This is a genomic window from Nitrosomonas sp., assembly GCF_019752415.1.
GTDB lineage: Bacteria > Pseudomonadota > Gammaproteobacteria > Burkholderiales > Nitrosomonadaceae > Nitrosomonas.
In genome coordinates this window covers 1-24,798 of sequence record NZ_JAIEME010000036.1, presented here as the reverse complement: position 1 = coordinate 24,798, position 24,798 = coordinate 1, and the positions used below count along the sequence as shown (strand labels likewise).

Below are 24,798 nucleotides of genomic sequence, written 5' to 3'. Positions count from 1 at the left end.
TCACCACTTGCAAGCTTACGCCGATCTGCGGCGCGGCCAGGCCTGCGCCATTTAACGATGCCATCGTATCCTGCATATCCTGAATCAGTGCATGCAGCTCAGGGGTATCGAATTGATCAACGGGTTTGGCCACTTCGAGCAATACGGGCTCGCCCATTTTAAGTACCGGTTTAATCGCCAAGACAACTCACCACATGTTCCAATATGTTTCTGACACCCACCATCGCTTGTTCCAACACGGCATAGATCTCCGTAAGCGGGATTGCATTGACGTTAGTACCGCGTCCGGCGGCATAATTGGCGACTACGGCAATGGCAGCGTAATTTAATCCCAATTCTCGTGCCAGTGCGGTTTCCGGCATTCCGGTCATACCGACCATATGCGCTCCGTCACGCTCCAACCGGTTGATTTCCGCCGCCGTTTCAAGCCGAGGCCCTTCTGTCGCTGCATAAACCCCTCCATCAATAATTGCTTCATTGGCATTCCTCGCCGCTTGTAACAGTAATGTCCGGGTTTTCTGGCAATACGGCAGCGTAAAGTCAATATGGGTGACACGTTGATCCGTTTTGTCAAAATAGGTGAAATTGCGTGCATGGGTATAATCAATAATCTGATTCGGAACCACCAGCCGACCCGGCGTCAGATCAGCGCGGATACCACCCACCGAGGCCACGGCGATGACATGTGACGGTTTCAATGAGTGCAACGCCCACAAATTCGCACGATAATTGACCGCATGCGGCGGTATCGTGTGGCCATGCCCGTGCCGCGCCAGAAAAACGATGTCCTCATTTTTCATCTTACCAAACGTCAATGGCCCCGAAGGTTCGCCATAGGGTGTGCGTATGATTTGCCGGTGTGATATTTCCAGGCAGGATAATTGCGTCATGCCGCTGCCGCCAATAATTGCAAACATGGTTTCTCCCGTTTCAATCTTTTACTGCGTAAATGGCCGGCAGATTCCGCCACGCGCCGTAAATATCCATGCCAAAACCGAACACATAACGATCCGGCACCGTCAATCCGACAAAATCGGCTTTAAATGGTTTGGGCTTGCCCGTTTCTTTTTCTGCCAGCACCGCACTATAAAATGCTTTTGCACCCTTTTCCAATACTTTGTCACGAATTGCGGCCAGCGTAATCCCTTCATCCAGAATGTCATCCAATACCAAAACCACGCGATCTTTCAGCATTTCCTTCGGTTCGGCCAGCCAGTGAATTTCCCCGCCAGTCATTTTTTTGTCATAGCGCGTCAGGTGCAAATAATCGAAATCCAACGGAAATCGAAGTTGCGGCAGCAATTGCCCGGTAAATACCACCGCTCCGCCCATCACGCATAAAACCAAAGGCTGTTGCTGCGACAAAACGCTTGTGATATCTCTCGTTAAGTTTTGTATCGTTTTTTTAACTATTCTTTCTGAATGAATCAGCTCAGCCGCTTTCAGAATTTGTCGTGCTTGTTGTATATCTAACATAGGAATTTCAAACTCTCGCAATCCGATCATTTATTGTTTTAAACTATTACCTAACCTACATATAATTTTCCAATATCCCAGCAACATCCCTTGGAGAAAAAATAAAATGCACTTGATGATAAAAATTCTTTTAGCAATAACCACCATCACACTATTAACAGTCAATCCCGTTTTCTCGCAGACTTCTACGCCTTCTGATTATCCAATCTACAAAGACGGAAAACTAACCATTCCTCGTGTAGATACCGATGCTCAAACGGGAAATTATCAGAAAGTGGAATTTCAATTCGATAATTCTTCGAATAGTTGGAAATTAATCAATCTTGTTGAAACTAAAATTATTCCGGGACCGGCAACCTATGAAGAAAAAGTTGAAGCAATCATTACGAATTCTTCACCAGTACAAGTATTTCTTAAGATCAGCGGAGCATTTTCAAATGGGTGTGCATTTTTTCAGCAGATCAACCAGACACTTAAGAGCAACAAATTCGAGATTACACTCCATGTAGGTCCCAATCCATTTCCTCCAGATATAGCTTGTACCGCAGCACTGGTACCTTATGAAAAAATCATCCCGCTAGAAGTATATGGCCTGCCTGCTGGAACTTACGAATATAGCGTCAATGACGAACATAATGGTGCGTTCACTTTGACGAAAGATAATACTCTGTAAATTTTCCATCTGTCTGCCAGGATTATTGGAGCAATGCCAATAATCCCTCCTCATCAAGAATTGCAATCCCTAATCCCACTGCCTTGTCATATTTACTTCCCGGATCGGCTCCCACGACGACATAGTCCGTTTTTTTGGAAACACTGCCGCTGACTTTCCCGCCCAGCGCTTCAATTTTTTCTTTGGCCTCTTCGCGGCTCATTGCCGGCAGCGTTCCTGTCAACACAAAGGTTTTCCCTTGTAATGGCGCTGCCGCATCCGACTGTGATGATTTTCCTTCGTGCTCGTCCCACTGCACGCCGCTGGCACGAAGCTGTTCAATCACTTCACAGTTATGCGCTTCAGCAAAGAAATCCACGATACTTTGCGCCACCACCGGACCAATATCCGGAATTTGTTGTAAGCGCTCAGTATCCGCTGCTATCAATCGGTCAATACTGCCCAGATGTGCAGCCAAGCCTTTCGCCGTCGTTTCCCCGACATTGCGAATACCCAGCGCATAAATAAATCTCGCCAGCGTCGTGTGTTTGCTTTTTACAATCGCCTGCAAAATGTTGTTCGCCGACTTATCCGCCATGCGCTCCAGATTCGCCAGCGCAGTTATCCCCAGCTTGTACAGATCCGCCGGTGTGCGCACGATGGCATTGTCCACCATTTGATCGACCAGTTTATCTCCCAATCCTTCAATATCCAGCGCACGGCGCGACGCAAAATGCAGAATAGCCTGTTTCCGCTGCGCCGGGCAAAATAAACCGCCGGTGCAGCGCGATGCGGCCTCATCCGGAAGCCGCACGGCTTTGGCACCGCACACCGGACAGTGTGAAGGCATGGTAAACACTTGCGAATCAACCGGGCGTTTTTCCGGGATCACCGATACCACTTCCGGGATCACATCACCGGCGCGGCGCACAATCACGGTATCACCAATACGCACGTCCTTGCGCTCAATCTCGTCGGCATTATGCAAGGTGGCGTTAGTCACCGTCACGCCGCCGACAAATACCGGTTTTAAGCGCGCAACCGGCGTCAACGCACCGGTTCTGCCGACCTGCACGTCGATAGCCAGCAATTCTGTGACCGCTTCCTGTGCCGGAAACTTGTGCGCTATCGCAAACCGTGGCGCGCGCGATACAAAACCGAGTTTCTCCTGCTGCGATAGAGAATTGACTTTATACACCACACCGTCAATCGCATACGGCAGATTCTCGCGCTGCGCACCGATCGCTTGATAATACTCCAGCAGTCCTTGCAATCCCGTGACCACCCGGCATTCTATTGCGACCGGAAAATGCAAGCCGGAGAGATAACTCAGTATGTTGCTGTGCGTATCGTGCGGCATGTGCGCATCTTCATATTGCCCAATCCCATAAGCAAAAAAAGTAAGGCGCCGGGTCGCGGTGATAGCGGGATCGAGTTGACGCAGCGATCCTGCCGCGGCATTACGCGGATTGGCGAATTCCTTTTCGCCTTTGGCCAACTGCCGCTGATTCAGTGCCAGAAAATCCGCTTTCAGCATCAGCACTTCCCCCCGTACTTCCAGCAGCGGCGGGGGATTCTTGACCGGCAGTGACAATGGAATCGATTTGATCGTCTTTAAGTTCAATGTAATGTCTTCACCGGTATTGCCATCACCACGCGTCGCACCGGTTTTAAGAATGCCGTTTTCATAGCATAAGCTGACTGCCAATCCGTCAAATTTTGGCTCTACCGTATATTCCACATGCTCAACCGATAATCCTTCGCAGACACGACGGTTAAATGCTTCGACTTCGGTATCGTCGAACGCATTATTCAATGACAGCATCGGGATACGATGCGTGATCTGCGAAAAAGCCTTGAGCGGCGCAGCACCGACGCGTTGCGTTGGGGAATCGGCGGTAATCAGTTGCGGATAATCTTGTTCGACTTGCTGTAATTCGCGTAATAACTTATCGTATTCCGTATCGGGAATAGTCGGATTATCCAACACATAATACCGGTAGTTATGTAATTCGATTTCAGCACGTAAATCCTGCACATGCTGGTTTATCTTCTCAATTTTGTCATCCATAGCTAACAAGTATAGCGAATACCGGTAAGACGCGGTTTCAGTTATTTCTGAAAAATCCTTTATACTGCGCATTCAATCAGAAAACCAAACTTTCGACATCTTGATGTCTTGAAAAACCCGATATGGAAAATAATAAACTAAAAATACGCATTCAAATCCAGCAACAACCGCCACAAGCCATTGACGAAATATATCCTGACCTGCCCGAACCTGAAGTCACTTATGAAGAGGTGCTGGATTGGAGAAAAATTTCAATTGCAGCGTTGATACTGTTACCCATCTTGATTCTAATCGGCTATCTCTTATTCGCTGATAAAAATAATGAAAATACGCGGAATGAGCCACCCCCGGTAGATTCAATTCTTTCCGTACCTGAGAATAAAACTTCTTTGGATAAAACCGAACCGTTAACCGGCTCAAGCGATAAATCACCCGAAACGCTTCCCGATCAATTGACAATCCAATCGAATACGCGGGTTGTTCCAGCTGACTCTAAAGAAACTACGATTGCAAATAATGCGATTGCCACACCCATCAAAAAACCGGAGTCGGCAACAGTCATTAATCAACCGGCTATAACCGGGATAAAAATACCTAAGACTGCTCGACAGTCGAAACCCCAAAAAACATCGGATCACCCGGAGGTTGTCAGAGCACAATTAAGCCATGCGATAGAAGAACGGGAACCGGTTGATTCTATTGATGCGATACAATTACGTCCCGGCGAATCCAAATCCATTCATTTCTATCTGCATTTAAAGAATCTGCAAGGAAAGAATATCCGCATCAACTGGTATCACGACGATAAATTGGATTCTAAATTGGCTTTGCAAGTGCATAATAACAATTGGCGCACGCATGCCAGCAAACAATTGGATCATCGGCGACTAGGTCCATGGCGCGTTGAATTAATCGATGAATCCGGAAATCTTCTGGCGACGAGGAATTTCATCGTCACCCAAAACTGAAATCCTTTCACACTGTCGATACTGAATTTGAGGATTCACTATGAAATACTGTAGTAATTGTAGCGCCACCGTGGAATTGTTAATCCCCGAAGGCGATTCTTTGCCCCGCTATGTCTGTACCACGTGTAACATTATTCATTATCAGAATCCCAAGATGGTTGTCGGATGCATTCCCGAATGGGAAGATAAAATTTTATTGTGCCGCCGCGCCATCGAACCGCGCCTGGGGTGGTGGACTTTACCAGCCGGCTTCATGGAAAATAACGAAACATTAGAACAAGCTGCCGCACGTGAAACTTTGGAAGAAGCCAATGCCAGAGTAGAAATCGGTAATCTGTATGCGATTTACAGCCTTCCTCACATCAGCCAGGTTTATCTGCTATTTCGCGCACGATTGTTGGATTTAGATTTCAAACCCGGCATCGAAAGTCTGGAAGTTAAGCTATTATCCGAAAATGAAATTCCTTGGGAAGAAATGGCATTTCGTGTCATTCATGATCCCTTAATGCAATATTTTAAGGAACGCAAACTGGGAAAATTGGGGTTTCACAAGGGCATCATTGACCGGCCTCGCAACAATCCCTGAGCAATGTCATTGTTTTATAAATTAAAAATCGATAGTTTTAGATTCTCTAATGGCAGGATATAATGTTTATTTTTTGCAGACTTCTATGAAGCATCTATTCGTATTATTACTAATGTGCCTCGCTGTCTCGTCAGTATCTGCCCAACAACAAGACATCTCCATAGCGGCAAAAGCTTACATGCTCTCAGATTTCCAAACTGGTCAAGCATTGGCTGGTCAGAATGTACATGATCGTATAGAGCCCGCCTCGTTGACAAAACTAATGACAGCTTACGTGGTTTTTTCCGCAATCAAGCAGAATCAATTGTCGCTGAATCAAAATATTCCCGTTTCAGAAAGCGCCTGGAAAATGATCGGTTCGCGCATGTTTATCGAGCCCACTAAACAGGTTACAGTGGATGAGTTACTCCGGGGAATGATTGTTCAATCGGGAAATGATGCCTGTATTGCTCTGGCAGAAGCGGTTGCCGGCTCGGAAACCAATTTCTCAAACTTGATGAATAAAGAAGCCGGACGTTTGGGAATGAAAAATACACATTTTACAAACTCAACCGGATTGCCTGATCCAAATCTTTATACAACAGCACACGATTTGACTATATTGGCAGTCGCTATCATCCGTGATTTTCCCGAATTTTATCGGCTTTATTCACAAAAAGAATACACGTACAACAATATCACTCAGCCAAACAGAAATCGTCTTCTTTGGCTAGATCCGCATGTAGATGGCATGAAAACCGGGTGGACCAAAACTGCCGGCTATTGCCTGATTACCTCGGCGATACGGGATAAACGACGCCTCATATCGGTGGTAATCGGCGCCCAGTCGGCCAATGCACGCAGCATGGAAAGTCAGCGGTTGCTCAATTACGGCTTTCAATTCTACGATACGCTACACTTATACAAAAAATACGACTCGCTCACCACCATCCATTTATGGAAAGGCACTCAGAATGAATTGAAAGCCGGATTTGATCGGGATGTTTATTTTACTTTGCCTAAAGGCCCAGCTGACAAACTAAAAGCCACCATGGAATATAAACAACCCTTAATAGCTCCGATTCAACTGGGGCAAGAAGTCGGCACGGTCAAATTCACGCTGGATGACAAGACCGTGGAAGCTTACCCATTGGTTGCCTTGGAGAAAGTTGAAACAACCAATGTCTTCGGTCGCGCGTGGGATAGTGTAAAATTGCTCTTCAACTAATCCTGCCTTATCACATCGCAAAAGGTTCACATGATATATCTGAACGGTAAGTTTATGCCCATTGAGGAAGCTTGCGTTCCTGTTTTGGATCGCGGTTTTATATTTGGTGACGGCATCTATGAAGTAATCCCGGTTTATTCCCGAAATCCATTCCGTCTCGCTGAGCATCTCAACCGGTTACAGCATAGCCTGGATGGCATTCGTTTAAAAAATCCATTCAGTGATACAGACTGGAAAAATCTGCTGGAACAAGTTATCGCAAAAAACGAAGGGGAGGATCAATATCTTTATCTGCACATCACGCGGGGTGTAGCCAAACGGGATCATGCTTTTCCTGCGAACGTTCCACCGACCGTTTTTATCATGAGCAACCCGCTGTTGCCGCCACCCGCCGAACTACTGGTCAGTGGCGCATCCGCCATCACCGCCACTGATAATCGCTGGATACGCTGCGATGTCAAAGCGATTTCATTGCTGCCGAATGTGCTGCTGCGTCAACTGGCTGTGGATGTGCATGCGATTGAAACGATCCTGATCAGAGACGGATTTCTGACCGAAGGTGCCGCCAGTAATATATTCGTTGTTAAAGATAAAATGCTGCTGGCACCTCCGAAGAGCCATTTGATGTTGCCCGGAATTACTTACGACGTGGTTCTTGAGCTCGCAGCAACGAATAGAATCGCACATGAAGTCCGTGAAATTTCAGAAACAGAAATACGTACGGCTGATGAGATCTTGCTGACATCATCCACGAAAGAAATTATGCCGATCACATTTCTGGACAACAATTCAGTAGGGAGTGGAAAACCGGGAGCGATGTTTACCCAATTGCATACACTCTATCAGCAGTATAAAGCGACGCACATGCGCGGCAATATCTCCGGCACAGAAGTTTTGTAAAAAGCACTCCTGAAATACTCAAGCAGCAGCCGTTGCACACATGACCGAACAGCCTTCTTTAATCGAATATCCCTGTGACTTTCCCATCAAAATCATGGGAAAAGCGCAACAGGATTTTACGCATGTAGCATTGGCAATTGTCAAATCTCACGCGCCTGATTTTGATACTACAACCATGACAGTCAGATCCAGCAAGAACGGCACGTACTTAAGCATTACTTGCACCATTCGCGCCACTTCCCGCCCGCAACTGGATGCGCTGTATCAGGCATTATCAGATCACCCCATGGTCGCCGTGGCACTGTGATTGATCATGCCTCAGCAGTATCTTCACCGGTTTTAGAGCGACAGTGTTTTATCGTCAGAAAAATGGGCCTATCCGATTACCAGACAACTTGGCAGGCGATGAAAGATTTTACCAATGCCCGTACCGCACAAACTTGCGATGAAATTTGGTTATTACAACACCCGCCAGTTTTTACGCAAGGTATTGCCGGAAAGCCTGAACATCTGCTGTGTAACACTGGAATTGATTTAATCAAAACAGACCGAGGCGGCCAAATCACCTATCATGGACCAGGCCAAATCGTCGCTTATTTACTGCTGGACATACGCCGGTTAAAACTCGGCGTGCGCGAATTGGTCAGAAATATGGAAAATGCCGCGATAGATGTGCTGAAAGACTATCATATAAAAGCCGTTGCGCGGATTGATGCGCCAGGTGTCTATGTTAATCATGCAAAAATCGCTGCGCTGGGATTAAAAATAAAGAAGAATTATTGCTACCACGGTATTGCACTGAATGTGGATATGAACTTAACACCTTTCTCTTACATCAACCCATGCGGTTATCAAGGCCTGCAAGTGACGCAAACCAAAGACCTGGGCATTACCGATGAATTGGAAATTCTAAGCAATAAGTTGGCAAACCAATTACAAGAAAAACTTCTTAAAGGAAAAAGTATTTACCACCATGACCACTGATACCCGCCAAAAGGGTGCTGACAAAACGGCACGCAATCCGATTAAAGTAACCCCACAATCCCGCAGTGATCTACTGCGCAAACCCTCCTGGATCCGTGTCCGTTCGTCCAACAGTGAAAACTTCTACGAAGTCAAACGACTGTTACGCGAGCATAAATTGCATACAGTCTGTGAGGAAGCCTCTTGTCCGAACATCGGCGAATGCTTTGGTAAAGGCACTGCCACTTTTATGATTCTAGGCGATTTATGCACACGCCGCTGTCCCTTCTGTGATGTCGCACACGGCAGACCGAAACCACCGAATGTTGATGAGCCGCTTCATTTGGCGCAATCCATTGCCGCCATGAAGTTAAAATATGTCGTAATTACCAGCGTGGATCGCGATGATTTACGTGACGGCGGCGCGCAACATTTTGCCGATTGCATCCGTGAAATACGCACCCATTCGCCAAATACAAAAATAGAAACACTGGTGCCAGACTTCCGCGGACGGCTGGAAATTGCATTGGAGAAACTCTCGGTTTGTCCGCCGGATGTGTTAAACCATAATCTCGAAACCGTACCCAGATTGTACAAGCAATGCCGGCCAGGCGCTGATTATGCGAATTCATTGAAACTCCTGCAAGACTTTAAAGCGGACTTTCCTCACATTCCGACCAAATCAGGGTTAATGCTTGGTTTGGGTGAAACGGACGAGGAAATTATGGATGTATTGCGCGACTTGCGTGAACACAATGTGGAAATGCTGACGATTGGCCAATATTTACAACCCAGCATCGGTCATCTTCCGGTGATGCGCTATGTCACCCCTGAAGCCTTCAAAGTATTCGAACAAGCGGCGTTTGCAATGGGTTTTAGTCATGCAGCATGCGGACCGATGGTGCGTTCCAGCTATCATGCCGACCAGCAAGCGCATGAATCCGGCTTATTATAATGATAAGCAGTCGTAAATCACGCAAGATCCAACAGAATTGAATCCACTTACTGATATTGACACAACCTGAAAATATTTTAAAATTGCGGCGCACTCTGTGGCTTACCTTCTAATACAGAGTAGCCCATTAGAAATTTCCTCACGCAGTAATAATTGTGGTTATTGAGTCGAGGTCAGATGGAAAAACAACTATAGCGATGATCTGCTCGATTGAAAAGATGAAGTTTATAACAAGATTTAGGAATTTAATTTATTAATAATGGTTCTATAACTTTTTATCGGATTGGTTTTATATATATGAAAAAATTACTTTTTGTTGTTCTGGTTTCTATGATGTTTTCTAATAATCTCTATGCAAAAAAAGCTAAGAGCAGTGCATCAAAAGGCACACTTAGCTCCAAATCTGCAGTTGCACCACAAAAGAAAACTGACGCACCGAGTCCGGCACCCGCCGCGCAAGCACCGGCCACCACCACTAACGCTGCAGCAGCACCGGCAGCTAATGCACCAGCTCAGAATCCATCACTCCTTCAATCAGTTATGCCAGCATTGGTTGGTGGTGCAGTTGGAAGCTATGTTGGTAGCAAATTGGCCGATGATGGAGAAACTGAAAAAACAGAAAAGAAAGATGAACATCCTTTAATAGCAAAATAGAAGAAATATTTATTTTCATCAACTGAATAAGTTTCCCGGATCTGTTTTTATAAGAATGTTCGGTTGTTGAGCAATTCCGGCACAGCTTCCGTGCGAATCTTCCTTATTTTGCACTGATTCGTTGGCTGTTGGCGGATCAGTGCATACTATTCATCAGTATGCAGACGGATAAGAAACAAGAAACAGAACGCATTGCTCATAGATTTTAATTCGTTCTCATGCGTTATTAATCTCAAAATCATGCGTTATTTTTACGGTGTTTTTGAGCATGATGGAAGCCGAGCAATACTTTTCTGAGGATAGATTAATAGCACGCTCGACCTGCTGCGGATTCAAGTTATTTCCTGTGATAATGAAATGCAGATGGATATGGGTAAATACTTTAGGATCAACAGCGGCACGCTCGGCTTCAATTTCCACCACACAATCGGTGATATCCTGACGGCTTTTTTTTAGAATCAACACTACGTCAAAAGTGGTGCATCCTCCTAGCCCCATCAACAGCATTTCCATTGGACGCGGCCCGAGATTTTGACCGCCCGCATCCGGTGCGCCATCCATCAAAACCGAATGACCACTGCCTGATTCAGCCAGAAAACTGACATTCCCTTGCCATTTGATACGCGTTTTCATTGCTCCTCCGGTTGTTAGAATGGAAATTTCTGTAAATATTTTTTAATCCTGACAAATAAAAAGCCGACGTAATTACACGTCGGCTTTCCTGTAACCGGAATGACTTACTTCAGGGTCAAAATAAAATCAGCTAACGTTTTAGCATCTTCTGGTTTAACTGCAGCATTTGGAGGCATTGGAATCGGGCCCCACACACCATTACTTCCCTTTAATATTTTATCTGCCAAATATGCAGAAGCATCCGCTTGGCCTGCGTATTTTCCAGCAATATCTTTCAAACTTGGACCAACCAGTTTGGTATCAACATTGTGGCAATTCAAACAGCCACTGCTTTTTGCCAGATCTGCATTGGCTTGCGCAACACCGGCTAACAATAAAGCTGATGCAGCAACTGCTCCTATTAACACTTTTCTCATATTTTTTCCTTATTAAAATTATAAAAGGGTTTTTATTCTACCCTGAACTTCACGGACCTGCAGCAAATCCTGTCAGTTTGTTATTCCAGCATACAGCCACAGTTGCCGTATAACCACGCCTTACACTTACCGAATCAGCTGCAATTTATAATGATACTGCTTTGCTGAGACTTAATGGTAAATTAATTAGTTCCAGCAGAAACGCTAAAATTATTAGCTGTGGAAACCGGTGTTACAAAATGCATTGTTTCTACTTTCAGATCAAATGATTAGCTATGTCCAAAATCGTGTTCTGAACGAATGCAGCTAATCCGTTATGGCTCCGGTGCTGGCGCTGGATACCTGCTTCGCGTATTTGGCCAGTACCCCGTGCGAATAACGTGGCTGCGGTTGTTGCCATACCGCACGCCGCTGCGCCAAAACAGCATCCGAAACATTTAATTGCAATAGCCGCTGTTCGGCGTCAATGGTAATCGAGTCGCCTTCCTGTACCAGGGCGATAGCACCTCCGGAAAAGGCCTCCGGTGCCACATGCCCAACCACCATGCCATAGGTACCTCCCGAGAAACGCCCATCGGTAATCAGTCCAACAGAATCTCCCAGTCCCTCACCAATCAAGGCCGAAGTCGGTGACAACATTTCCCGCATACCAGGCCCGCCTTTAGGGCCTTCATACCGAATTACCACAACATCACCGGGCTGGATTTTGCGGGCAAGAATCGCCGCCATGCAGGTTTCTTCCGATTCAAACACGCGTGCGGGTCCGGTGATTTTAGGATTTTTAATTCCGGAAATTTTTGCGACGCAACCTTCCGTGGACAAATTGCCTTTCAAAATCGCCAGATGTCCTTGAGCATACATCGGATTGTTCCATTGACGAATTACATTCTGATTGACACGCGGCGCATCGGGAATATCTTTCAAGATTTCTGCAATGGTTTGTCCACTGATGGTAATGCAATCTCCATGTAGCAAACCATGCGCCAGCAACATTTTCATAACCTGAGGAATACCGCCCGCGCGGTGCAAATCGGCCGTAACATAGCGTCCGGAAGGTTTTAAATCACACAACACCGGCACTTTGCCACGCATCCGTTCAAAATCATCAATGTTCCACTCGACTTCAGCCGCATGCGTAATCGCGAGAAAATGTAATACCGCATTGGTAGATCCCCCCACCGCCATGATCACGGCAATGGCGTTTTCTACCGACTGACGGGTAATAATGTCGCGCGGCAAAATCTGTTTTCTGATCGCATTAACCAGCACCTCGGCAGATTGCCCGGCACTGACCAGTTTCTCCTCGTCTTCCGCCGACATCGTGGAAGAGTACGGCAAACTCATACCCATCGCTTCAAAAGCGGACGACATGGTATTGGCAGTAAACATGCCGCCACAAGAACCAGCACCAGGGCAGGCATGCCGCTCTATCTGCAATAATTCTGCGTCATCGATTTTATGCGCACTGTGCTGGCCTACTGCCTCAAACGCGCTGACAATGGTCAGGTCCTGACCCTTATAATGCCCTGGTTTAATCGTGCCGCCATAGACAAAAATCGCCGGCACGTTCATACGTGCAATAGCGATCATCGCGCCCGGCATATTCTTGTCACAGCCGCCAATGGCAATCACACCATCCATGCTTTCCGCCTGAACACAGGTCTCAATCGAGTCAGCAATCACCTCGCGTGAAACCAGAGAATATTTCATGCCTTCCGTACCCATCGAAATACCATCTGATACCGTAATAGTGCCGAACATCTGCGGCATGGCACCCGCCTGTCTCAATGCCGCTTCAGCTTCTAACGACAGCTCATTCAAGCCCTTGTTACACGGCGTGATAGTGGAATAACCATTGGCAACTCCCACGATTGGCTTATCGAAATCCCCATCGTTAAAACCGACGGCACGCAACATGGCGCGGCTGGGTGCGTGTTGGGCGCCTTGAGTTATGGCCTGGCTACGTTTATTGTCTGGCATGCTTGCTCCTGAATGAGATAAAAAAACAATTTATGACAAGGCGTACGATTATCACAAACGCACTTGGTATAATAACCCCTATTTTACCGTAAATAAGGTCGAAACTATGCTCGTTCATCCTCAAATTGATCCCGTTGCCATTTCACTGGGACCACTTTCCATTCATTGGTATGGATTGATGTACTTGATCGGCTTTGTGCTATTCATCCTGCTAGGCCGTTACCGCATTAAACACAATCCGAATGCCGTCTTTACCAATGAAATGCTCGATGATGCGTTGTTTTACGGCATGTTGGGCGTGATCCTAGGCGGGCGCCTGGGACATGTACTGTTCTATCAATTCGGTTATTACCTGGAGCACCCGCTGCAAATCTTCGCCATCTGGGAAGGCGGGATGTCTTTCCATGGCGGGTTTCTTGGCGTATTCGTCGCGATGATCCTGCTGGCTCGTAAACACAATCTGCCGTGGCTAGCAGTAACCGACTTTGTCGTCCCATTGATTCCTCCGGGATTGGGAGCGGGCCGTATCGGCAATTTTATCAACGCCGAATTATGGGGAAGACCCACCGATGTTCCCTGGGGCATGGTTTTTCCGTATGTCGACGCACTCCCCCGTCATCCTTCACAGCTGTATCAATTTGCCCTCGAGGGTGTGATGCTGTTCATCTTCATCTGGATTTATTCATCAAAACCGCGTGCAACTGGTGCTGTCACCGGCATGTTCATGATCGGCTATGGCGTTTTACGTTCGTTTGCAGAATTCTATCGTGAACCGGAAGATGGTTTTATGGGGATGCTAACACTGGGAATTACGATGGGACAATGGTTGTCCATTCCAATGATTCTAGCAGGAATAACTGCGTTAATTTGGTCAAGGCGTCAAACAGTTAGCGTACAAAATAATCCTCGGAAACGTAAAAAACGTTAAAAGTGACAGATATCAAAAAAGTAATCTCTACTCGCAATTATTTAACACTTTTTTACGTTTAATTTGAAACTCCGCAGATTCATTTCACCGCTCAAGCTTTCTCGCACCCTTGATGTAATTAATAACGAGTGACTACTGACCATAGATTATGTTCTAAGTCATCATTCATTCTCTGGGACCAACCGTCTGGCAGGGAACCATATAGAGAACCGGCTGCCCTTCCCAACTTGACTGGTAATCTCCAAACGCGCCTGATGCCGGCTTAAGACATGTTTGACAATGGCAAGCCCGAGGCCTGTTCCACCGGTTTCTCGTGAGCGGCTGCTATCAACACGATAAAAGCGTTCCGTTAACCGCGGAATATGTTCCGGTTCGATACCGATTCCGCTGTCCTGCACAAAGAATAGTCCCTGCCCGTCGCGCTTCTCCCAGTTAATACTGACTTCCCCGTTATCGGGAGTATAACGAATCGCATTGCTGATTAGATTCCCAAAAGCACTACGTAATTCTTCTTCACTCCCCAGTAACTGATCTTGCGTTGCGATATTTAATATGATTTGATGGCGCCCGGCACTGAGGGATTCTGCATCCTGCAGAATCCCTCGCAGCAGACTGGTCACGTCCACGATTCTTTCATTCACACTGCTTTGTTCATTTTCAAGACGCGACAAAATCAGCAAATCTTCAATCAATCTCTGCATGCGCGCGGCTTGTTCTGACATTAATACCAGTGCGCGTTTATTAAAACCGGTATTGACATTCTCATCCGCTGATAAAGTTTCAAGAAAACCGCCAATGACCGTAAGTGGCGTGCGCAACTCATGAGAAACATTGGCAATAAAGTCGCGCCGCATGGTTTCAATTTTTTCAAATCGCGTAATGTCACGACTGATTATAAGCTTCTGGTTATAACCATAAGGTACTAACTGAAGAGAAACAATGATTCCTTGTTGGCGCGTTTGATTGAGTATCAGCGGGTTACTGTATTTACGCTTTGTCAGATATTCGACAAAAGGTATCTGTCTGACCAGATAGGTGATTTGCTGGCCTGCATCCAATGACAGGTTAATGCCTAAATGTTGCTCCGCAACTGGGTTACACCATTCAATCCGATCAGATTTATCCAGAATTACAATTCCATCAGGCATCGCAGAAGTAACGCTACGCATCCGCTCCAATGCAAGGTTCAATAATTCCTGACTTTGACTATGTTGACGCACATAACGCGCTAAATGTGCAAATACATCATCCCATGCCCCAGAACCAGCCGGAATGCTCGCTGGAGAATGATCAGAAAGCTGTAACCAACGCTCTAGTGCGACAAGATGGCGAATATGATGAAGCACCAGCCATAACAGCGCAATACTGAGAAATATTAATGCTTTAACAGCACCCAGAATCATCCACAGCACTGCAGTAATAAAGATAATAAAAACGATATTGAAGGAGCGTTGCCAAAAATCAGACACTTAAATAATCCTGAAAAAAGTAACAACGCGGGAAAGGTATCGCTTGGGATAGTTTTGAGAATTTTTAGACTCGATATCCAGACAGCGAACACAATCTAAAACACGAGTGGAATCAATCAACTTCATAAACGATGTCACTATGCGAAATGTTGCAATTTATTTTATTAGATTTGTGTATTTGGCTCTTTAGTTTGTAGCACCGCTACAGCAGAGAACCGGTAACCTGAGCCTCTGACAGTTTGTATCCAGTCATCTCTGCCTGCCAATTGTAACGCTTTGCGTAACCGACGAATATGCACATCCACGGTACGTTCTTCGACAAATACATGATCACCCCATACCCGGTCCAATAATTGACTACGTGAATATACCCGTTCGGTATGCGTCATCATAAAATGCAACAGTCGATATTCAGTAGGCCCTAACTCAATTTCTTTATTCCCGGCAGTCACCCGATGATTGACCGGATCGAGCCGCAACTCATCAATTTCAACCACTTCGTCCGAAGCTTCCGGAACCAGCCTACGTAGCACAGCATTAATACGAGCGACCAGCTCTCGAGGCGAGAAAGGTTTAGTAATGTAATCGTCCGCACCAATTTCCAGCCCTGCAACCTTATCCGTTTCCTGAGTGCGCGCAGTCAACATGATAATGGGGACTAAGCGGGTACGTTCGCTGCGCCGCAAAATTCGCGCAAATTCAATACCATTCATACCGGGCAACATCCAGTCCAGCAAAATAAGATCCGGCAATGCATTATTGATAATCGACATTGTTTTCTCTGCATTCTCAGCACTAACAGTTTCATAACCAGCTTGCTGTAGAGTATAAATAATCAATTCCTGTATAGCAGCTTCATCTTCTACGATCAGTATTTTTGCAGCCATGAGTAAATTCCTGTATCAATCAAATTTTTTCTGTACAGTTTTGTTACAATGGAATTAGCTATTATTTTTAAACAATTTGCACTGAATAACATAACATGGCCGGTTTATCCAAAGAAACGCCTCATCCCACAGAAATCAAGTTACATCAAAAATCCAGAATCTTGGATATTACTTTCTCTGATGGAAAAGCATTCCAATTTTCATGTGAATTTTTGCGCGTCCATTCGCCTTCCGCTGAAGTGAGCGGTCATGGCCCAGGACAGGAAGTACTGCAAACCGGCAAGAAAATGGTCAGTATCCAGAAAATTGAACCTATTGGTAATTATGCCATACAACTCAATTTTACCGATGGCCATAACACTGGACTCTATTCATGGGACTTGCTCTATAACTATGGCCTCAATCAGGATAAAATATGGCAACGGTATTTGCAGCGTATGGAAGAAGCCGGTGCCAGTCGTGAATCCGATACCAGAACACAGGCAACGAATCACTCCTGTAAGTAAATTGTGGCATATTGGATTGATTAATTTTCAATCGAAATAAGCTTATCGACAACTCTCTAAAAGCCAATTCACACATAAACTTAATCACTATCATGACTAAAACTACTCATTTTGGCTTTAATACCGTTGCTGAAGATGAAAAAGCTGGAAAAGTTGCAGAAGTCTTTCACTCAGTAGCAGAACGCTACAACCTGATGAACGACGTGATGTCTGTTGGTCTGCATCGTCTATGGAAACGCTTTGCCATTGAAACCACTGGCGTCAGAAATGGTGACAAGGTATTAGATATCGCAGGTGGCACTGGAGATTTGAGCGCACTTTTTTTACAAAAAGTAGGCAAATCTGGTGAAGTCTGGCTGACGGACATCAATAATTCGATGCTTTCAATCGGCCGCGATCGCCTGATTGATGAAGGCACGCCAACTCCGGTCGCGCAGTGTGATGCTGAAAAATTACCTTTTCCAGATAACTATTTTAACTGTGTCAGCGTCGCATTTGGCCTCAGAAATATGACGCATAAAGACATGGCATTAAAAGAAATGCTGCGTGTCATCAAACCGGGTGGAACTGTCATCGTGCTGGAATTCTCCAAGGTCTGGAAACCATTGCAACCTGCCTATGACACTTACTCATTCAAGTTACTACCCGCTATGGGAAAGGTAATTGCCGATGATGCAGAAAGCTATCAATATCTAGCCGAATCTATCCGCATGCACCCTTCACAAGAAGAGTTGAAGAAGCTAATGGAACAAGTCGGTTTTGAACGAGTGGAATACTTCAATTTGACAGTAGGTATTGTGGCGCTGCACCGGGGATATAAGTTTTGACTACTTCTAATTTACATCAATCAAAATTTTTAGCTTTTGTAAACGGCTGACTGTTTAATCCCTTTGAGAAAACGCGTCATTGTCACCACAGTGCGCAAACGAACTAACTGCTCCTTCCATAGAGTGTCAGTTTGACTTCGATTACCGGTAAATTTTGGATTGCCTCGGGCATTATTTTGATCCCATAGGTTTTGGATCGTCCTCGCCCAGGCCTGGACACACCGTCCGGTGGCAGGAAAGCGCGGCATCGCACCGTGCTTGACCGATGATCAGCATCTTTCGCGACAGCAGCGGCAGTACCAGATACGCCCGCATGAACCAAGCATCGAATACTTTCTATGAAAACTGCAGCTACTGTTACCAAAATTCAGGGATGTATTACATCCTGAGTAATTTTTTCATCTGTATCCTGCGTTTATGCCCCAATTTAATAATCATCAAACGCCTTCTGCATCGGAAGACCGACAACCTGTCAGTGTCAGGCAATGTAACGACTACACCCTGATTACAGAATTTTCCGCACCAGTTTTCTGATCGCCATTCTTGACTGACTGCCTTCGTGCAGGGTGACTGTCTCTACACTGAACCGGCAGCGTTCGCCGGCGGGTGTTACTACGGTAAGATCGTCAATATCCGCAGCCGATTCCATTCGATGTCGCGCATAACCCGGGCCATACTTGCGCGGTAGCAGACGTTTCTTGATGAACGCTTCGATATTTGCGGCACCCTGTATGTCGCCGAAGGGTGAAGCCGTTGACCACAATGCATCCGGATGGAACAGGCTGGCCGCACCAGTGCCATCACGCCTGTCTACACAATCGAGAAACCGCATCAACAGCAATCGACTGGAGTTTCGTGCAGCATAGCTCGTGTGCAGTAAGGCGTGAGCCTGGATCGAATTCGGTTCTTTCAATTCGGTGGCATACAACTTTTGAATGTCCTGGTTTTCATAGGAGCGTCGTCGCGGCGCATTTTTGTCCATGTCGTAAATGGCCTGCATGCGCTTTTCCAGTACCAGCGGATCCATGGATTTGGGTTCGCCACCACCGCCCAGACATCCGCCAACACAGGCCATGACTTCAATGGCAACGTACTCGTTCCGCCATGTTTCTGTTTTTAGTAAATGTTGCGCTGCGGCAATGCCATTGCAGATGGCGACTTTGCCTATACCGGGAATCTTGGCTGTTTTCAGCCCCTCGCTGACGCCGCGGAGTGGGTGCCATTCCAGCGGCAGCGCGTTTTCATCTCCGATGAAATGCGCTGCCGTGCGCACAATCGCTTCCATCACACCGCCCGATGCGCCGAAGAGCTGTCCTGCACCTGTGCTTTCACCCAGCGGATTATCGAATTCACCATTTTCCGACAGCGCGCCAAACGCAATGCCGCGCGCCCTGATCATTCTGGCCAGTTCGCGCGTGGTGAGCACATGGTCAATATCACCCGATACACCCGGCCGCACGGCCTCATCTTTTTTGGCCGTGCAGGGCATGACACTCACAACATAGGGTTCTGCCTCTCCCGCTGCGAATTCAGCACCCAGCGCACGCGCGAAGCTGCCCCGTTTGGTAATTGCGCCATGCATTTGCTGCGGTGATTTTGTTGTGCTCAGATGTGGCAGAACATCAGGCCTGTTGAACTCAACCCAGTTAACCCATCCCGGACAACAGGACGTAAAAAGCGGTAATGTTTTCTGGTCTTTAAGACGCGCCAGAAACTCTGTGGCTTCTTCCATGATCGTTAAATCAGCGCCAAAATTGGTATCAAACACGTAATCAAAACCCAGCTGTCTCAGGGCATTAATCATTCTGCCTGTGCTCACGGTGCCGGGCTTCATTCCAAATTCTTCACTGATGGCAATGCGCGTGGCAGGCGCAATCTGAACGGCAGATTGTCGCCGGCGCGCATCAAGGGTATGCAGCACATCATGCCAGTGAGGCGCCTCGATCAAGGCACCGGTTGGGCACACCAGCGTGCACTGACCGCAGGAAATACATTGGGTGTCAGCCAGGGATTGATCGAAAACAGTGACAGGCAAGCGGCCCGATCCCCGCTCAGCAAATCCGATCACGTTTTGTTGCTGCCCCGGCTCGCCGCACGCCTCGACACACAAGCCGCATTCAATGCACTTAGACAGATCACGCCAGATACTCGGCGAGGTGTGGTCAATCAGGCGATGTTCCGGATGTTCTATCGAACCTCTCGGTACTTTTTCCCAACCGTCTTCCCATTGGTTCTCGCTAACCAGACGCTGAAACTTGCAGGACCCGTTTACTTCACAACGCATGCAGTCGTTCGGGTGGCGTGCCAGTAGCCATTCTGCATTAGTTTTGCGAAATGCCTGCAAGTCACTGGAGACGGTTACTACAACATCACCTGCTTTTGCCTGCGTGACACAGGCCGGTTGTGGTCGGGCTTCACCCTTAACCACCACCAGACACATGCGGCATACGGCATGACTGGGCAGACGAGGGTAGTGACAAAGCGTAGGAATATACACACCAGCTATCCTGGCCGCATCGAGCAATGTCGAGCCGGCTTTCAATTCGACAGATCGGCCATTAACAGTAAGCTTGATCATTTATGCGAAACTGAAAAAGTAATGTTGTTGTGTAGACATTCATTTTTAGCGCACATTAGGTCAAAAGTCACCGGTGTGAATCGCCCCGGTTTGGTTGGGTTGTAGCCAATCTCGGCACCTGCCTGGTGACCATACAACAGTTTGACGCTGGTGTCGGCATCGAGTATCCAGGACGTGCGTAAAGATTCTTGGGTACTATCGCCCAGGGCTTTATCCATCCATTCTGTGCTCTTCGCCAGTTGGATTGCACGGGCAGCGCGTTTTTCTTCGCTACCATACTTGCATGGGGCCGGTGCCAAGTGCGCCAGTGCGCAACGCAAACTCTCGTCACTGATGATCTTGTTCATGCCGAGTATCTGGGAGCAACTTCATCGCCACGCAGCCCGGCAACATGTGCATAGCGCTGCTGTCCATCCAAGATCGATAATAGCCAGGTGCCAAGCACATCAACTACCTTGGGTGCGTTGGGGCTGGTGTAATCCATTGGACATCCATCCAAACTAATTGATTTGTTGTATTGATATTCCCGTAGACTGCACAAAACTTTAGCGCTTCCAGAACCGGACATTCAATCATCCGAAGAAGATTCAGTCTTTTCTGCCTGCTTCTTCCATTTGTCATAACACTCAAGACCGCAGTAATACACGATGTAATCAGTCGCTTTGACACTCGCAGCTTCGGACAGCGGTATCTCTTTCAGACACACTTCGCAAGCCACTTTCTCAGGCTCAATTATTTTCTTTTTCTCAATCATTTCAAATTCTCCTGGAACTGAGGATCGGCTGTACATAATTTTTTATTCAATTGTATCTCTTGATGAAAACACCATCTAATCATTTGGTTGGTGGTGGCGGTGGATTACCTGGTGGTGGTGGCGGTGGCGTGAAATTTGCCGGTGGTGTAGAAATTTTTGGACCGGTACCGCTATTCGCAGGTTGATCACTGGTAATTTTCCCTGAAACAGGAACATGATGGCCTTTTGCATACATGCATTGAATATAGCTGATGTCGTATCGCTGCTGAGCAACATACCCTGAAGTCATCGCAGTACCTGAACCCACAGCACTACCCAGCAAAAGACCTGTGCCCGCACCAATCGCAGCCCCTTGTCCACCGGCTAAAGCAGCGCCTGCAGCAGCGCCAAGCCCGGTTCCAACTACCGCGCTTTCAACGCCACTGGTTTGAATTGATTGCTGTGGCGTTCGACCGCCAATTTGTTGAAATGCATATTCCCTGCATTCATAATCATCAGCACGAAATTGCTCAAAGCTTTTGCCAGAACCCGGCAATGTCATGACGCTTGGGCCTGTCGGCATACTGACACAAGAAATCAGCATACCAGTCATCAGCAACATGAATAATCTTCCCGGTGTAAACATGCTTGACCTCATTGCGTTATTGTCCAGGGGGTTGTGGTGCTACCTGCAGCCAGCCTCCCGGACAACTCTTGACATAGGGATAATAACCATCCGGGTTCTGGCAATAGTACCAATAATTGGTTTGTGGCTGGGCCGCTTGTGCTGGCGGAGCCTGTTGCTGCTGTATATAGACCGGCGGTGTGGCCGGCACGATCACCGTCGGAGGATAATAGTAAGAAGGCGGATAATAATAAGGATAACCAAAGCCATATCCGCCAAACCCATAGCTTCCATACCCGTAACCACTATAAAATCCTGGTCCGTAATAGCCAAAACCAATACTGAAGCGGCTATGATGGCTATGCGCCCAAACTGGGCTACTTGTCAGGATTACAAATAACGCAATTGCCAAACACATCAATTTATTATTTCGCATTGAAATCCCACTGAAAATTTGTAATGTAAGACTCGAAATTAGACTGGTACACCCCCTCAGAATTCCATTCGCATAAGTATTCTTTACCAAGCCTGTCAAACTTTTCCGGCCCCATCCTACTTTTAAGAAGTCTCTGAATAACCTGCCTCTGTCATTCCGAACGTAGTGAGGAATCTTCCTGAATCAACAATATAGATTTCTCGCTCCGTTCGAAAAATGACAATCATTCAGAGACTCCTTAAAGGATGAAAATCTGCAGTCAGTTACGAAAAAATGCGGCATAAAATTGGAGAGATGGTTCACAGTATCATTCTTTTAATGGTGCCATTTCCGGCTCCACGCTTTCGATCTGGGGTATGGCTTTTTGCGGATGTCGTTTGATAATCTTTTTCAGTTTTTCATCTTTCCCGGCATCTTGGATGCTGCTCTGCTGCATGTCAATATCTGATGGAAATTCCTGGGATGCAGATGTTTTGTTCTCAAGTTCGGCTTCAGCCAAGAACCAATCTTCAAGATCATGTCCGTGGGTATAGCCACGCTTCGCGTAGTGGTGATAAGCAGCCTCACGAATTATCGCTTCACGCTGCTCATGGCTGAAAGCGCCTTGCCACATCATGTTGGAATCGCTTTGTTGGTTAGCGGAATTGCGTGTCAGTTTAGCCATAACAATAATATTCTCCATAGTTGATGATAAGGGGCACGAAGCTGGTGGGTTATACCCATATACCAAGTATTTTTCGTGACTTTCAGGTTATTTTGTGACCACTAACCAGTGATAACAAAGGTTCTTGATACCTATATTGAAGATCAACTTTCACCTACCTATCCATTTATTTTATTCAGCGCCACTGGCTTCTTTTCTGGAAAATTCGCAATCATGACATCGGCCGTAAGTATCAAACTGGCAATCGAAGAAGCATTCTGCAAGGCAGAACGCGTCACGTTAGTAGTGATCAAGGATACCCATTCCTATTGGATTTCCATATTCCTCGGTAGCCGCGTTGTAACCAAAGTTACCTTTACTTTCAGTAACCTTAGCAAGCATTACCGAAGGTTCTCCACCGGCGTTAGCTACAATTTTCTGCAAAGGTTCTTCCAAAGCGCGCAGCACAATCTGGATACCGGCATCCTGTTCAGTATTTTTGCCCTTCAAGGCGCCGATTGCAGCTCGGGTTCACAGCAATGCCATGCCACCACCGGGTGCAATACCTTCTTCCACGGCAGCACGAGTCGCATGCATGGCATCTTCAATGCAGGTTTTTTCTCTTTCATCCCCGTTTCAGTAGCAGAACCCACTTTGATTACCGTAACAACGCCAGAGAGTTTGGCTGTACATTCCCGTAATTTCTCCTTGTCGTAATCACTGGTGGATGCTTCAATCAGCTTATGAATTTGTTTAACAACACCCTAGCTGATGAGTATCCCTAGCATCGCTAATAATTGTCGTGTTTTTCTTACCCACTTCACTTGTGGCTACAAAATTTCAATCTGCTTAAAGGTTTTTCCATTCTTCTTCGGCAGAATCAATTCAAGCACTCCATTTTCATACTTAGCCGAGGTGTTGGCTTCATCCACATCGCTATCCAGCGTAAAACTTCTGTAGCTGGAACCTTGATAACATTCTCGACAGATAACTCTTTCACCTTCCTTTTCTTCTTTTTCTTTTTTTGTCTCGGCATTGATAGAAACACGATTTCCATCTACTTGTACTTTGATATCCTCTTTGTTTACGCCCGGAATTTCTGCGTGGATGGTATAAGTTTTATCGTTTTCGGTTAGATCGATTTTAATGAGCGGAGCAGTGTCCATTTCATTGAATAATGGACGCAATCCAAAACCTTTAAACCAATCTTCCATATTGGTGAATGGGTCAAAACGTGCTAAATCTCCAAGCCGAGGGGAATGTTTAACAATATTTACCATGGTATTTCTCCTTAAAAAGTTTAGGGATTGCGTTCATTAAGTATCGGATTTACTTACTCACCTTTATGGGTGAAGAATTGAATATCTATATCATTCACATCAAACCATTCTAGCTCACTGTTTATTTCCGCCTCAGGCTCGAACCAATCTATAGCAACACTCGCACCTTCTCCATCAAAATACTGTTTTTCCAAAGAATAGTCATAAGAAATGTCTATTTTACGACGATTAATTTCCTTTTCTTGGCTCATAGATTGCTCCGAAAATGTGTTTTTCCGTTTCTAGACAAAAAATAATTAGGAATTAAAACGTTACTTGGCTAGATCAATAGAAGCTTTGGTATTTCTCTGAAATTTACCAAGAATTGTACGAATTCTTTGAATTTCGGTACTAATAATGGCGGGCGATCGTTTTAAGTAAGCAGC

Annotated in this window: 31 protein-coding genes and 1 pseudogene; 12 read left to right on the top strand and 20 right to left on the bottom strand. The window is 46.3% G+C overall.

The features are described 5' to 3' along the window. The 3 genes from K2P83_RS07265 to K2P83_RS07255 form a co-directional block, all read right to left on the bottom strand. On the bottom strand, positions 1-181 hold a 181-nt coding region (locus tag K2P83_RS07265), incomplete at its 3' end, for a peptide deformylase (protein ID WP_292927772.1). Beyond that, positions 171-917 carry an S-methyl-5'-thioinosine phosphorylase gene (locus K2P83_RS07260; protein WP_292927770.1) on the bottom strand — a complete coding sequence of 249 codons (747 nt, stop codon included), beginning with the start codon at positions 915-917 and terminating at the stop codon, positions 171-173. The genes K2P83_RS07265 and K2P83_RS07260, both read right to left, overlap by 11 nt. Before the next feature lie 13 nt (positions 918-930). Then, complete coding sequence (locus K2P83_RS07255; RefSeq protein ID WP_292927768.1) at positions 931-1,476, bottom strand: hypoxanthine-guanine phosphoribosyltransferase; 546 nt, start codon at positions 1,474-1,476, stop codon at positions 931-933. A gap of 106 nt (positions 1,477-1,582) precedes the next feature. On the opposite strand from K2P83_RS07255, the gene K2P83_RS07250 reads away from it, so the two are divergent. Then, complete coding sequence (locus K2P83_RS07250) at positions 1,583-2,149, top strand: hypothetical protein (protein ID WP_292927766.1); 567 nt, start codon at positions 1,583-1,585, stop codon at positions 2,147-2,149. A gap of 22 nt (positions 2,150-2,171) precedes the next feature. Here K2P83_RS07250 and ligA read toward each other — a convergent pair whose 3' ends face one another. Continuing rightward, complete coding sequence (gene ligA / locus K2P83_RS07245) at positions 2,172-4,199, bottom strand: NAD-dependent DNA ligase LigA (RefSeq protein WP_292927764.1); 2,028 nt, start codon at positions 4,197-4,199, stop codon at positions 2,172-2,174. Positions 4,200-4,321: 122 nt separating this feature from the next. Here ligA and K2P83_RS07240 point away from each other — a divergent pair, with 122 nt between their 5' ends. The 8 genes from K2P83_RS07240 to K2P83_RS07205 all read left to right on the top strand — a co-directional run bounded on the left by K2P83_RS07240 (position 4,322) and on the right by K2P83_RS07205 (position 10,432). Then, entirely contained in the window at positions 4,322-5,167 is an 846-nt protein-coding gene (locus K2P83_RS07240) for a DUF2914 domain-containing protein (protein WP_292927762.1), read from the top strand. A 40-nt stretch (positions 5,168-5,207) separates the two neighbouring features. Further along, complete coding sequence (locus K2P83_RS07235) at positions 5,208-5,753, top strand: NUDIX hydrolase (protein WP_292927760.1); 546 nt, start codon at positions 5,208-5,210, stop codon at positions 5,751-5,753. An 85-nt stretch (positions 5,754-5,838) separates the two neighbouring features. After that, complete coding sequence (locus K2P83_RS07230; protein ID WP_292927758.1) at positions 5,839-6,960, top strand: D-alanyl-D-alanine carboxypeptidase family protein; 1,122 nt, start codon at positions 5,839-5,841, stop codon at positions 6,958-6,960. Positions 6,961-6,990: 30 nt separating this feature from the next. Then, positions 6,991-7,860 carry a D-amino acid aminotransferase gene (locus K2P83_RS07225; protein WP_292927756.1) on the top strand — a complete coding sequence of 290 codons (870 nt, stop codon included), beginning with the start codon at positions 6,991-6,993 and terminating at the stop codon, positions 7,858-7,860. 40 nt (positions 7,861-7,900) lie between these two features. Next, positions 7,901-8,167: a DUF493 domain-containing protein gene (locus K2P83_RS07220; RefSeq protein ID WP_292927754.1), complete on the top strand. Its 267-nt coding sequence runs from the start codon at positions 7,901-7,903 to the stop codon at positions 8,165-8,167. Further along, the gene (gene lipB, locus K2P83_RS07215; RefSeq protein ID WP_292927752.1) at positions 8,164-8,844 is read left to right on the top strand and encodes a lipoyl(octanoyl) transferase LipB; all 681 of its coding nucleotides are present in this window, start codon (positions 8,164-8,166) and stop codon (positions 8,842-8,844) included. Before K2P83_RS07220 ends, lipB begins: the two co-directional genes overlap by 4 nt. Beyond that, a complete protein-coding gene (gene lipA / locus K2P83_RS07210) occupies positions 8,834-9,778 on the top strand; it encodes a lipoyl synthase (protein ID WP_292927750.1) in 945 nt (314 codons plus the stop codon). The genes lipB and lipA overlap by 11 nt, the downstream gene beginning before the upstream one ends. A 297-nt stretch (positions 9,779-10,075) precedes the next feature. Further along, a complete protein-coding gene (locus K2P83_RS07205) occupies positions 10,076-10,432 on the top strand; it encodes a hypothetical protein (protein ID WP_292927748.1) in 357 nt (118 codons plus the stop codon). Between the two features lie 216 nt (positions 10,433-10,648). On the opposite strand, the gene K2P83_RS07200 is transcribed toward K2P83_RS07205, so the two are convergent. The 3 genes from K2P83_RS07200 to ilvD form a co-directional block, all read right to left on the bottom strand. Then, complete coding sequence (locus tag K2P83_RS07200) at positions 10,649-11,065, bottom strand: OsmC family protein (RefSeq protein WP_013966285.1); 417 nt, start codon at positions 11,063-11,065, stop codon at positions 10,649-10,651. A gap of 104 nt (positions 11,066-11,169) precedes the next feature. Next, a complete protein-coding gene (locus K2P83_RS07195; protein ID WP_292927745.1) occupies positions 11,170-11,481 on the bottom strand; it encodes a c-type cytochrome in 312 nt (103 codons plus the stop codon). A gap of 306 nt (positions 11,482-11,787) precedes the next feature. Further along, positions 11,788-13,461 (bottom strand): dihydroxy-acid dehydratase, encoded by a 1,674-nt coding sequence (ilvD, locus tag K2P83_RS07190; RefSeq protein WP_292927743.1) that lies wholly within the window; start codon positions 13,459-13,461, stop codon positions 11,788-11,790. A gap of 106 nt (positions 13,462-13,567) precedes the next feature. Here ilvD and lgt point away from each other — a divergent pair, with 106 nt between their 5' ends. Next, positions 13,568-14,389 carry a prolipoprotein diacylglyceryl transferase gene (gene lgt, locus K2P83_RS07185; protein ID WP_292927741.1) on the top strand — a complete coding sequence of 274 codons (822 nt, stop codon included), beginning with the start codon at positions 13,568-13,570 and terminating at the stop codon, positions 14,387-14,389. A gap of 161 nt (positions 14,390-14,550) precedes the next feature. Here the strand turns inward: lgt and phoR are convergent, their stop codons facing one another. Next, positions 14,551-15,858 carry a phosphate regulon sensor histidine kinase PhoR gene (gene phoR, locus K2P83_RS07180; RefSeq protein WP_292927739.1) on the bottom strand — a complete coding sequence of 436 codons (1,308 nt, stop codon included), beginning with the start codon at positions 15,856-15,858 and terminating at the stop codon, positions 14,551-14,553. 164 nt (positions 15,859-16,022) lie between these two features. Beyond that, positions 16,023-16,745, bottom strand: a complete 723-nt coding sequence (phoB, locus tag K2P83_RS07175) for a phosphate regulon transcriptional regulator PhoB (RefSeq protein WP_292927737.1) — start codon at positions 16,743-16,745, stop codon at positions 16,023-16,025. 95 nt (positions 16,746-16,840) lie between these two features. Here phoB and K2P83_RS07170 point away from each other — a divergent pair, with 95 nt between their 5' ends. Next, positions 16,841-17,251 carry a DUF971 domain-containing protein gene (locus tag K2P83_RS07170; RefSeq protein ID WP_292927735.1) on the top strand — a complete coding sequence of 137 codons (411 nt, stop codon included), beginning with the start codon at positions 16,841-16,843 and terminating at the stop codon, positions 17,249-17,251. A gap of 92 nt (positions 17,252-17,343) precedes the next feature. Next, a complete protein-coding gene (gene ubiE, locus K2P83_RS07165) occupies positions 17,344-18,078 on the top strand; it encodes a bifunctional demethylmenaquinone methyltransferase/2-methoxy-6-polyprenyl-1,4-benzoquinol methylase UbiE (RefSeq protein WP_292927733.1) in 735 nt (244 codons plus the stop codon). Positions 18,079-18,181: 103 nt separating this feature from the next. Here the strand turns inward: ubiE and K2P83_RS07160 are convergent, their stop codons facing one another. The 11 genes and pseudogenes from K2P83_RS07160 to K2P83_RS07110 all read right to left on the bottom strand — a co-directional run bounded on the left by K2P83_RS07160 (position 18,182) and on the right by K2P83_RS07110 (position 24,624). Beyond that, complete coding sequence (locus tag K2P83_RS07160) at positions 18,182-18,442, bottom strand: hypothetical protein (RefSeq protein ID WP_292927731.1); 261 nt, start codon at positions 18,440-18,442, stop codon at positions 18,182-18,184. A 141-nt stretch (positions 18,443-18,583) separates the two neighbouring features. Beyond that, positions 18,584-20,656: a [FeFe] hydrogenase, group A gene (locus tag K2P83_RS07155; protein ID WP_292927729.1), complete on the bottom strand. Its 2,073-nt coding sequence runs from the start codon at positions 20,654-20,656 to the stop codon at positions 18,584-18,586. Next, positions 20,653-21,003: a hypothetical protein gene (locus K2P83_RS07150; protein ID WP_292927727.1), complete on the bottom strand. Its 351-nt coding sequence runs from the start codon at positions 21,001-21,003 to the stop codon at positions 20,653-20,655. Before K2P83_RS07150 ends, K2P83_RS07155 begins: the two co-directional genes overlap by 4 nt. Beyond that, a complete protein-coding gene (locus tag K2P83_RS07145) occupies positions 21,000-21,224 on the bottom strand; it encodes a hypothetical protein (protein ID WP_292927725.1) in 225 nt (74 codons plus the stop codon). Before K2P83_RS07145 ends, K2P83_RS07150 begins: the two co-directional genes overlap by 4 nt. Beyond that, positions 21,225-21,410, bottom strand: coding sequence for a DUF3330 domain-containing protein (locus tag K2P83_RS07140; RefSeq protein WP_292927723.1), 186 nt, complete (start codon positions 21,408-21,410; stop codon positions 21,225-21,227). It lies immediately after the preceding gene. A gap of 79 nt (positions 21,411-21,489) precedes the next feature. Continuing rightward, entirely contained in the window at positions 21,490-22,035 is a 546-nt protein-coding gene (locus K2P83_RS07135) for a glycine zipper family protein (protein WP_292927721.1), read from the bottom strand. Positions 22,036-22,051: 16 nt separating this feature from the next. Continuing rightward, positions 22,052-22,450, bottom strand: a complete 399-nt coding sequence (locus tag K2P83_RS07130) for a hypothetical protein (protein WP_292927719.1) — start codon at positions 22,448-22,450, stop codon at positions 22,052-22,054. Between the two features lie 307 nt (positions 22,451-22,757). Further along, positions 22,758-23,132, bottom strand: coding sequence for a DUF2934 domain-containing protein (locus K2P83_RS07125; RefSeq protein ID WP_292927717.1), 375 nt, complete (start codon positions 23,130-23,132; stop codon positions 22,758-22,760). Between the two features lie 140 nt (positions 23,133-23,272). Then, a pseudogene (locus K2P83_RS07120) lies at positions 23,273-23,915 on the bottom strand (TCP-1/cpn60 chaperonin family protein); the annotation flags it as partial. 8 nt (positions 23,916-23,923) lie between these two features. Then, positions 23,924-24,373, bottom strand: a complete 450-nt coding sequence (locus tag K2P83_RS07115) for an Hsp20/alpha crystallin family protein (protein ID WP_292927715.1) — start codon at positions 24,371-24,373, stop codon at positions 23,924-23,926. Positions 24,374-24,426: 53 nt separating this feature from the next. Further along, entirely contained in the window at positions 24,427-24,624 is a 198-nt protein-coding gene (locus tag K2P83_RS07110) for a hypothetical protein (RefSeq protein WP_292927713.1), read from the bottom strand. Positions 24,625-24,798: the final 174 nt, after the last annotated feature.

Coding starts and splice junctions, on each gene's coding strand:
- K2P83_RS07260 (WP_292927770.1), bottom strand. CDS start 917: ATGTTTGCAATTATTGGCGGCAGCGGCATGACGCAATTATCCTGCCTG.
- K2P83_RS07255 (WP_292927768.1), bottom strand. CDS start 1,476: ATGTTAGATATACAACAAGCACGACAAATTCTGAAAGCGGCTGAGCTG.
- K2P83_RS07250 (WP_292927766.1), top strand. CDS start 1,583: ATGCACTTGATGATAAAAATTCTTTTAGCAATAACCACCATCACACTA.
- ligA (WP_292927764.1), bottom strand. CDS start 4,199: ATGGATGACAAAATTGAGAAGATAAACCAGCATGTGCAGGATTTACGT.
- K2P83_RS07240 (WP_292927762.1), top strand. CDS start 4,322: ATGGAAAATAATAAACTAAAAATACGCATTCAAATCCAGCAACAACCG.
- K2P83_RS07235 (WP_292927760.1), top strand. CDS start 5,208: ATGAAATACTGTAGTAATTGTAGCGCCACCGTGGAATTGTTAATCCCC.
- K2P83_RS07230 (WP_292927758.1), top strand. CDS start 5,839: ATGAAGCATCTATTCGTATTATTACTAATGTGCCTCGCTGTCTCGTCA.
- K2P83_RS07225 (WP_292927756.1), top strand. CDS start 6,991: ATGATATATCTGAACGGTAAGTTTATGCCCATTGAGGAAGCTTGCGTT.
- K2P83_RS07220 (WP_292927754.1), top strand. CDS start 7,901: ATGACCGAACAGCCTTCTTTAATCGAATATCCCTGTGACTTTCCCATC.
- lipA (WP_292927750.1), top strand. CDS start 8,834: ATGACCACTGATACCCGCCAAAAGGGTGCTGACAAAACGGCACGCAAT.
- K2P83_RS07205 (WP_292927748.1), top strand. CDS start 10,076: ATGAAAAAATTACTTTTTGTTGTTCTGGTTTCTATGATGTTTTCTAAT.
- K2P83_RS07200 (WP_013966285.1), bottom strand. CDS start 11,065: ATGAAAACGCGTATCAAATGGCAAGGGAATGTCAGTTTTCTGGCTGAA.
- K2P83_RS07195 (WP_292927745.1), bottom strand. CDS start 11,481: ATGAGAAAAGTGTTAATAGGAGCAGTTGCTGCATCAGCTTTATTGTTA.
- ilvD (WP_292927743.1), bottom strand. CDS start 13,461: ATGCCAGACAATAAACGTAGCCAGGCCATAACTCAAGGCGCCCAACAC.
- lgt (WP_292927741.1), top strand. CDS start 13,568: ATGCTCGTTCATCCTCAAATTGATCCCGTTGCCATTTCACTGGGACCA.
- phoB (WP_292927737.1), bottom strand. CDS start 16,745: ATGGCTGCAAAAATACTGATCGTAGAAGATGAAGCTGCTATACAGGAA.
- K2P83_RS07170 (WP_292927735.1), top strand. CDS start 16,841: ATGGCCGGTTTATCCAAAGAAACGCCTCATCCCACAGAAATCAAGTTA.
- ubiE (WP_292927733.1), top strand. CDS start 17,344: ATGACTAAAACTACTCATTTTGGCTTTAATACCGTTGCTGAAGATGAA.
- K2P83_RS07155 (WP_292927729.1), bottom strand. CDS start 20,656: ATGATCAAGCTTACTGTTAATGGCCGATCTGTCGAATTGAAAGCCGGC.
- K2P83_RS07150 (WP_292927727.1), bottom strand. CDS start 21,003: ATGAACAAGATCATCAGTGACGAGAGTTTGCGTTGCGCACTGGCGCAC.
- K2P83_RS07145 (WP_292927725.1), bottom strand. CDS start 21,224: ATGTCCGGTTCTGGAAGCGCTAAAGTTTTGTGCAGTCTACGGGAATAT.
- K2P83_RS07140 (WP_292927723.1), bottom strand. CDS start 21,410: ATGATTGAGAAAAAGAAAATAATTGAGCCTGAGAAAGTGGCTTGCGAA.
- K2P83_RS07135 (WP_292927721.1), bottom strand. CDS start 22,035: ATGTTTACACCGGGAAGATTATTCATGTTGCTGATGACTGGTATGCTG.
- K2P83_RS07130 (WP_292927719.1), bottom strand. CDS start 22,450: ATGCGAAATAATAAATTGATGTGTTTGGCAATTGCGTTATTTGTAATC.
- K2P83_RS07125 (WP_292927717.1), bottom strand. CDS start 23,132: ATGGAGAATATTATTGTTATGGCTAAACTGACACGCAATTCCGCTAAC.
- K2P83_RS07115 (WP_292927715.1), bottom strand. CDS start 24,373: ATGGTAAATATTGTTAAACATTCCCCTCGGCTTGGAGATTTAGCACGT.
- K2P83_RS07110 (WP_292927713.1), bottom strand. CDS start 24,624: ATGAGCCAAGAAAAGGAAATTAATCGTCGTAAAATAGACATTTCTTAT.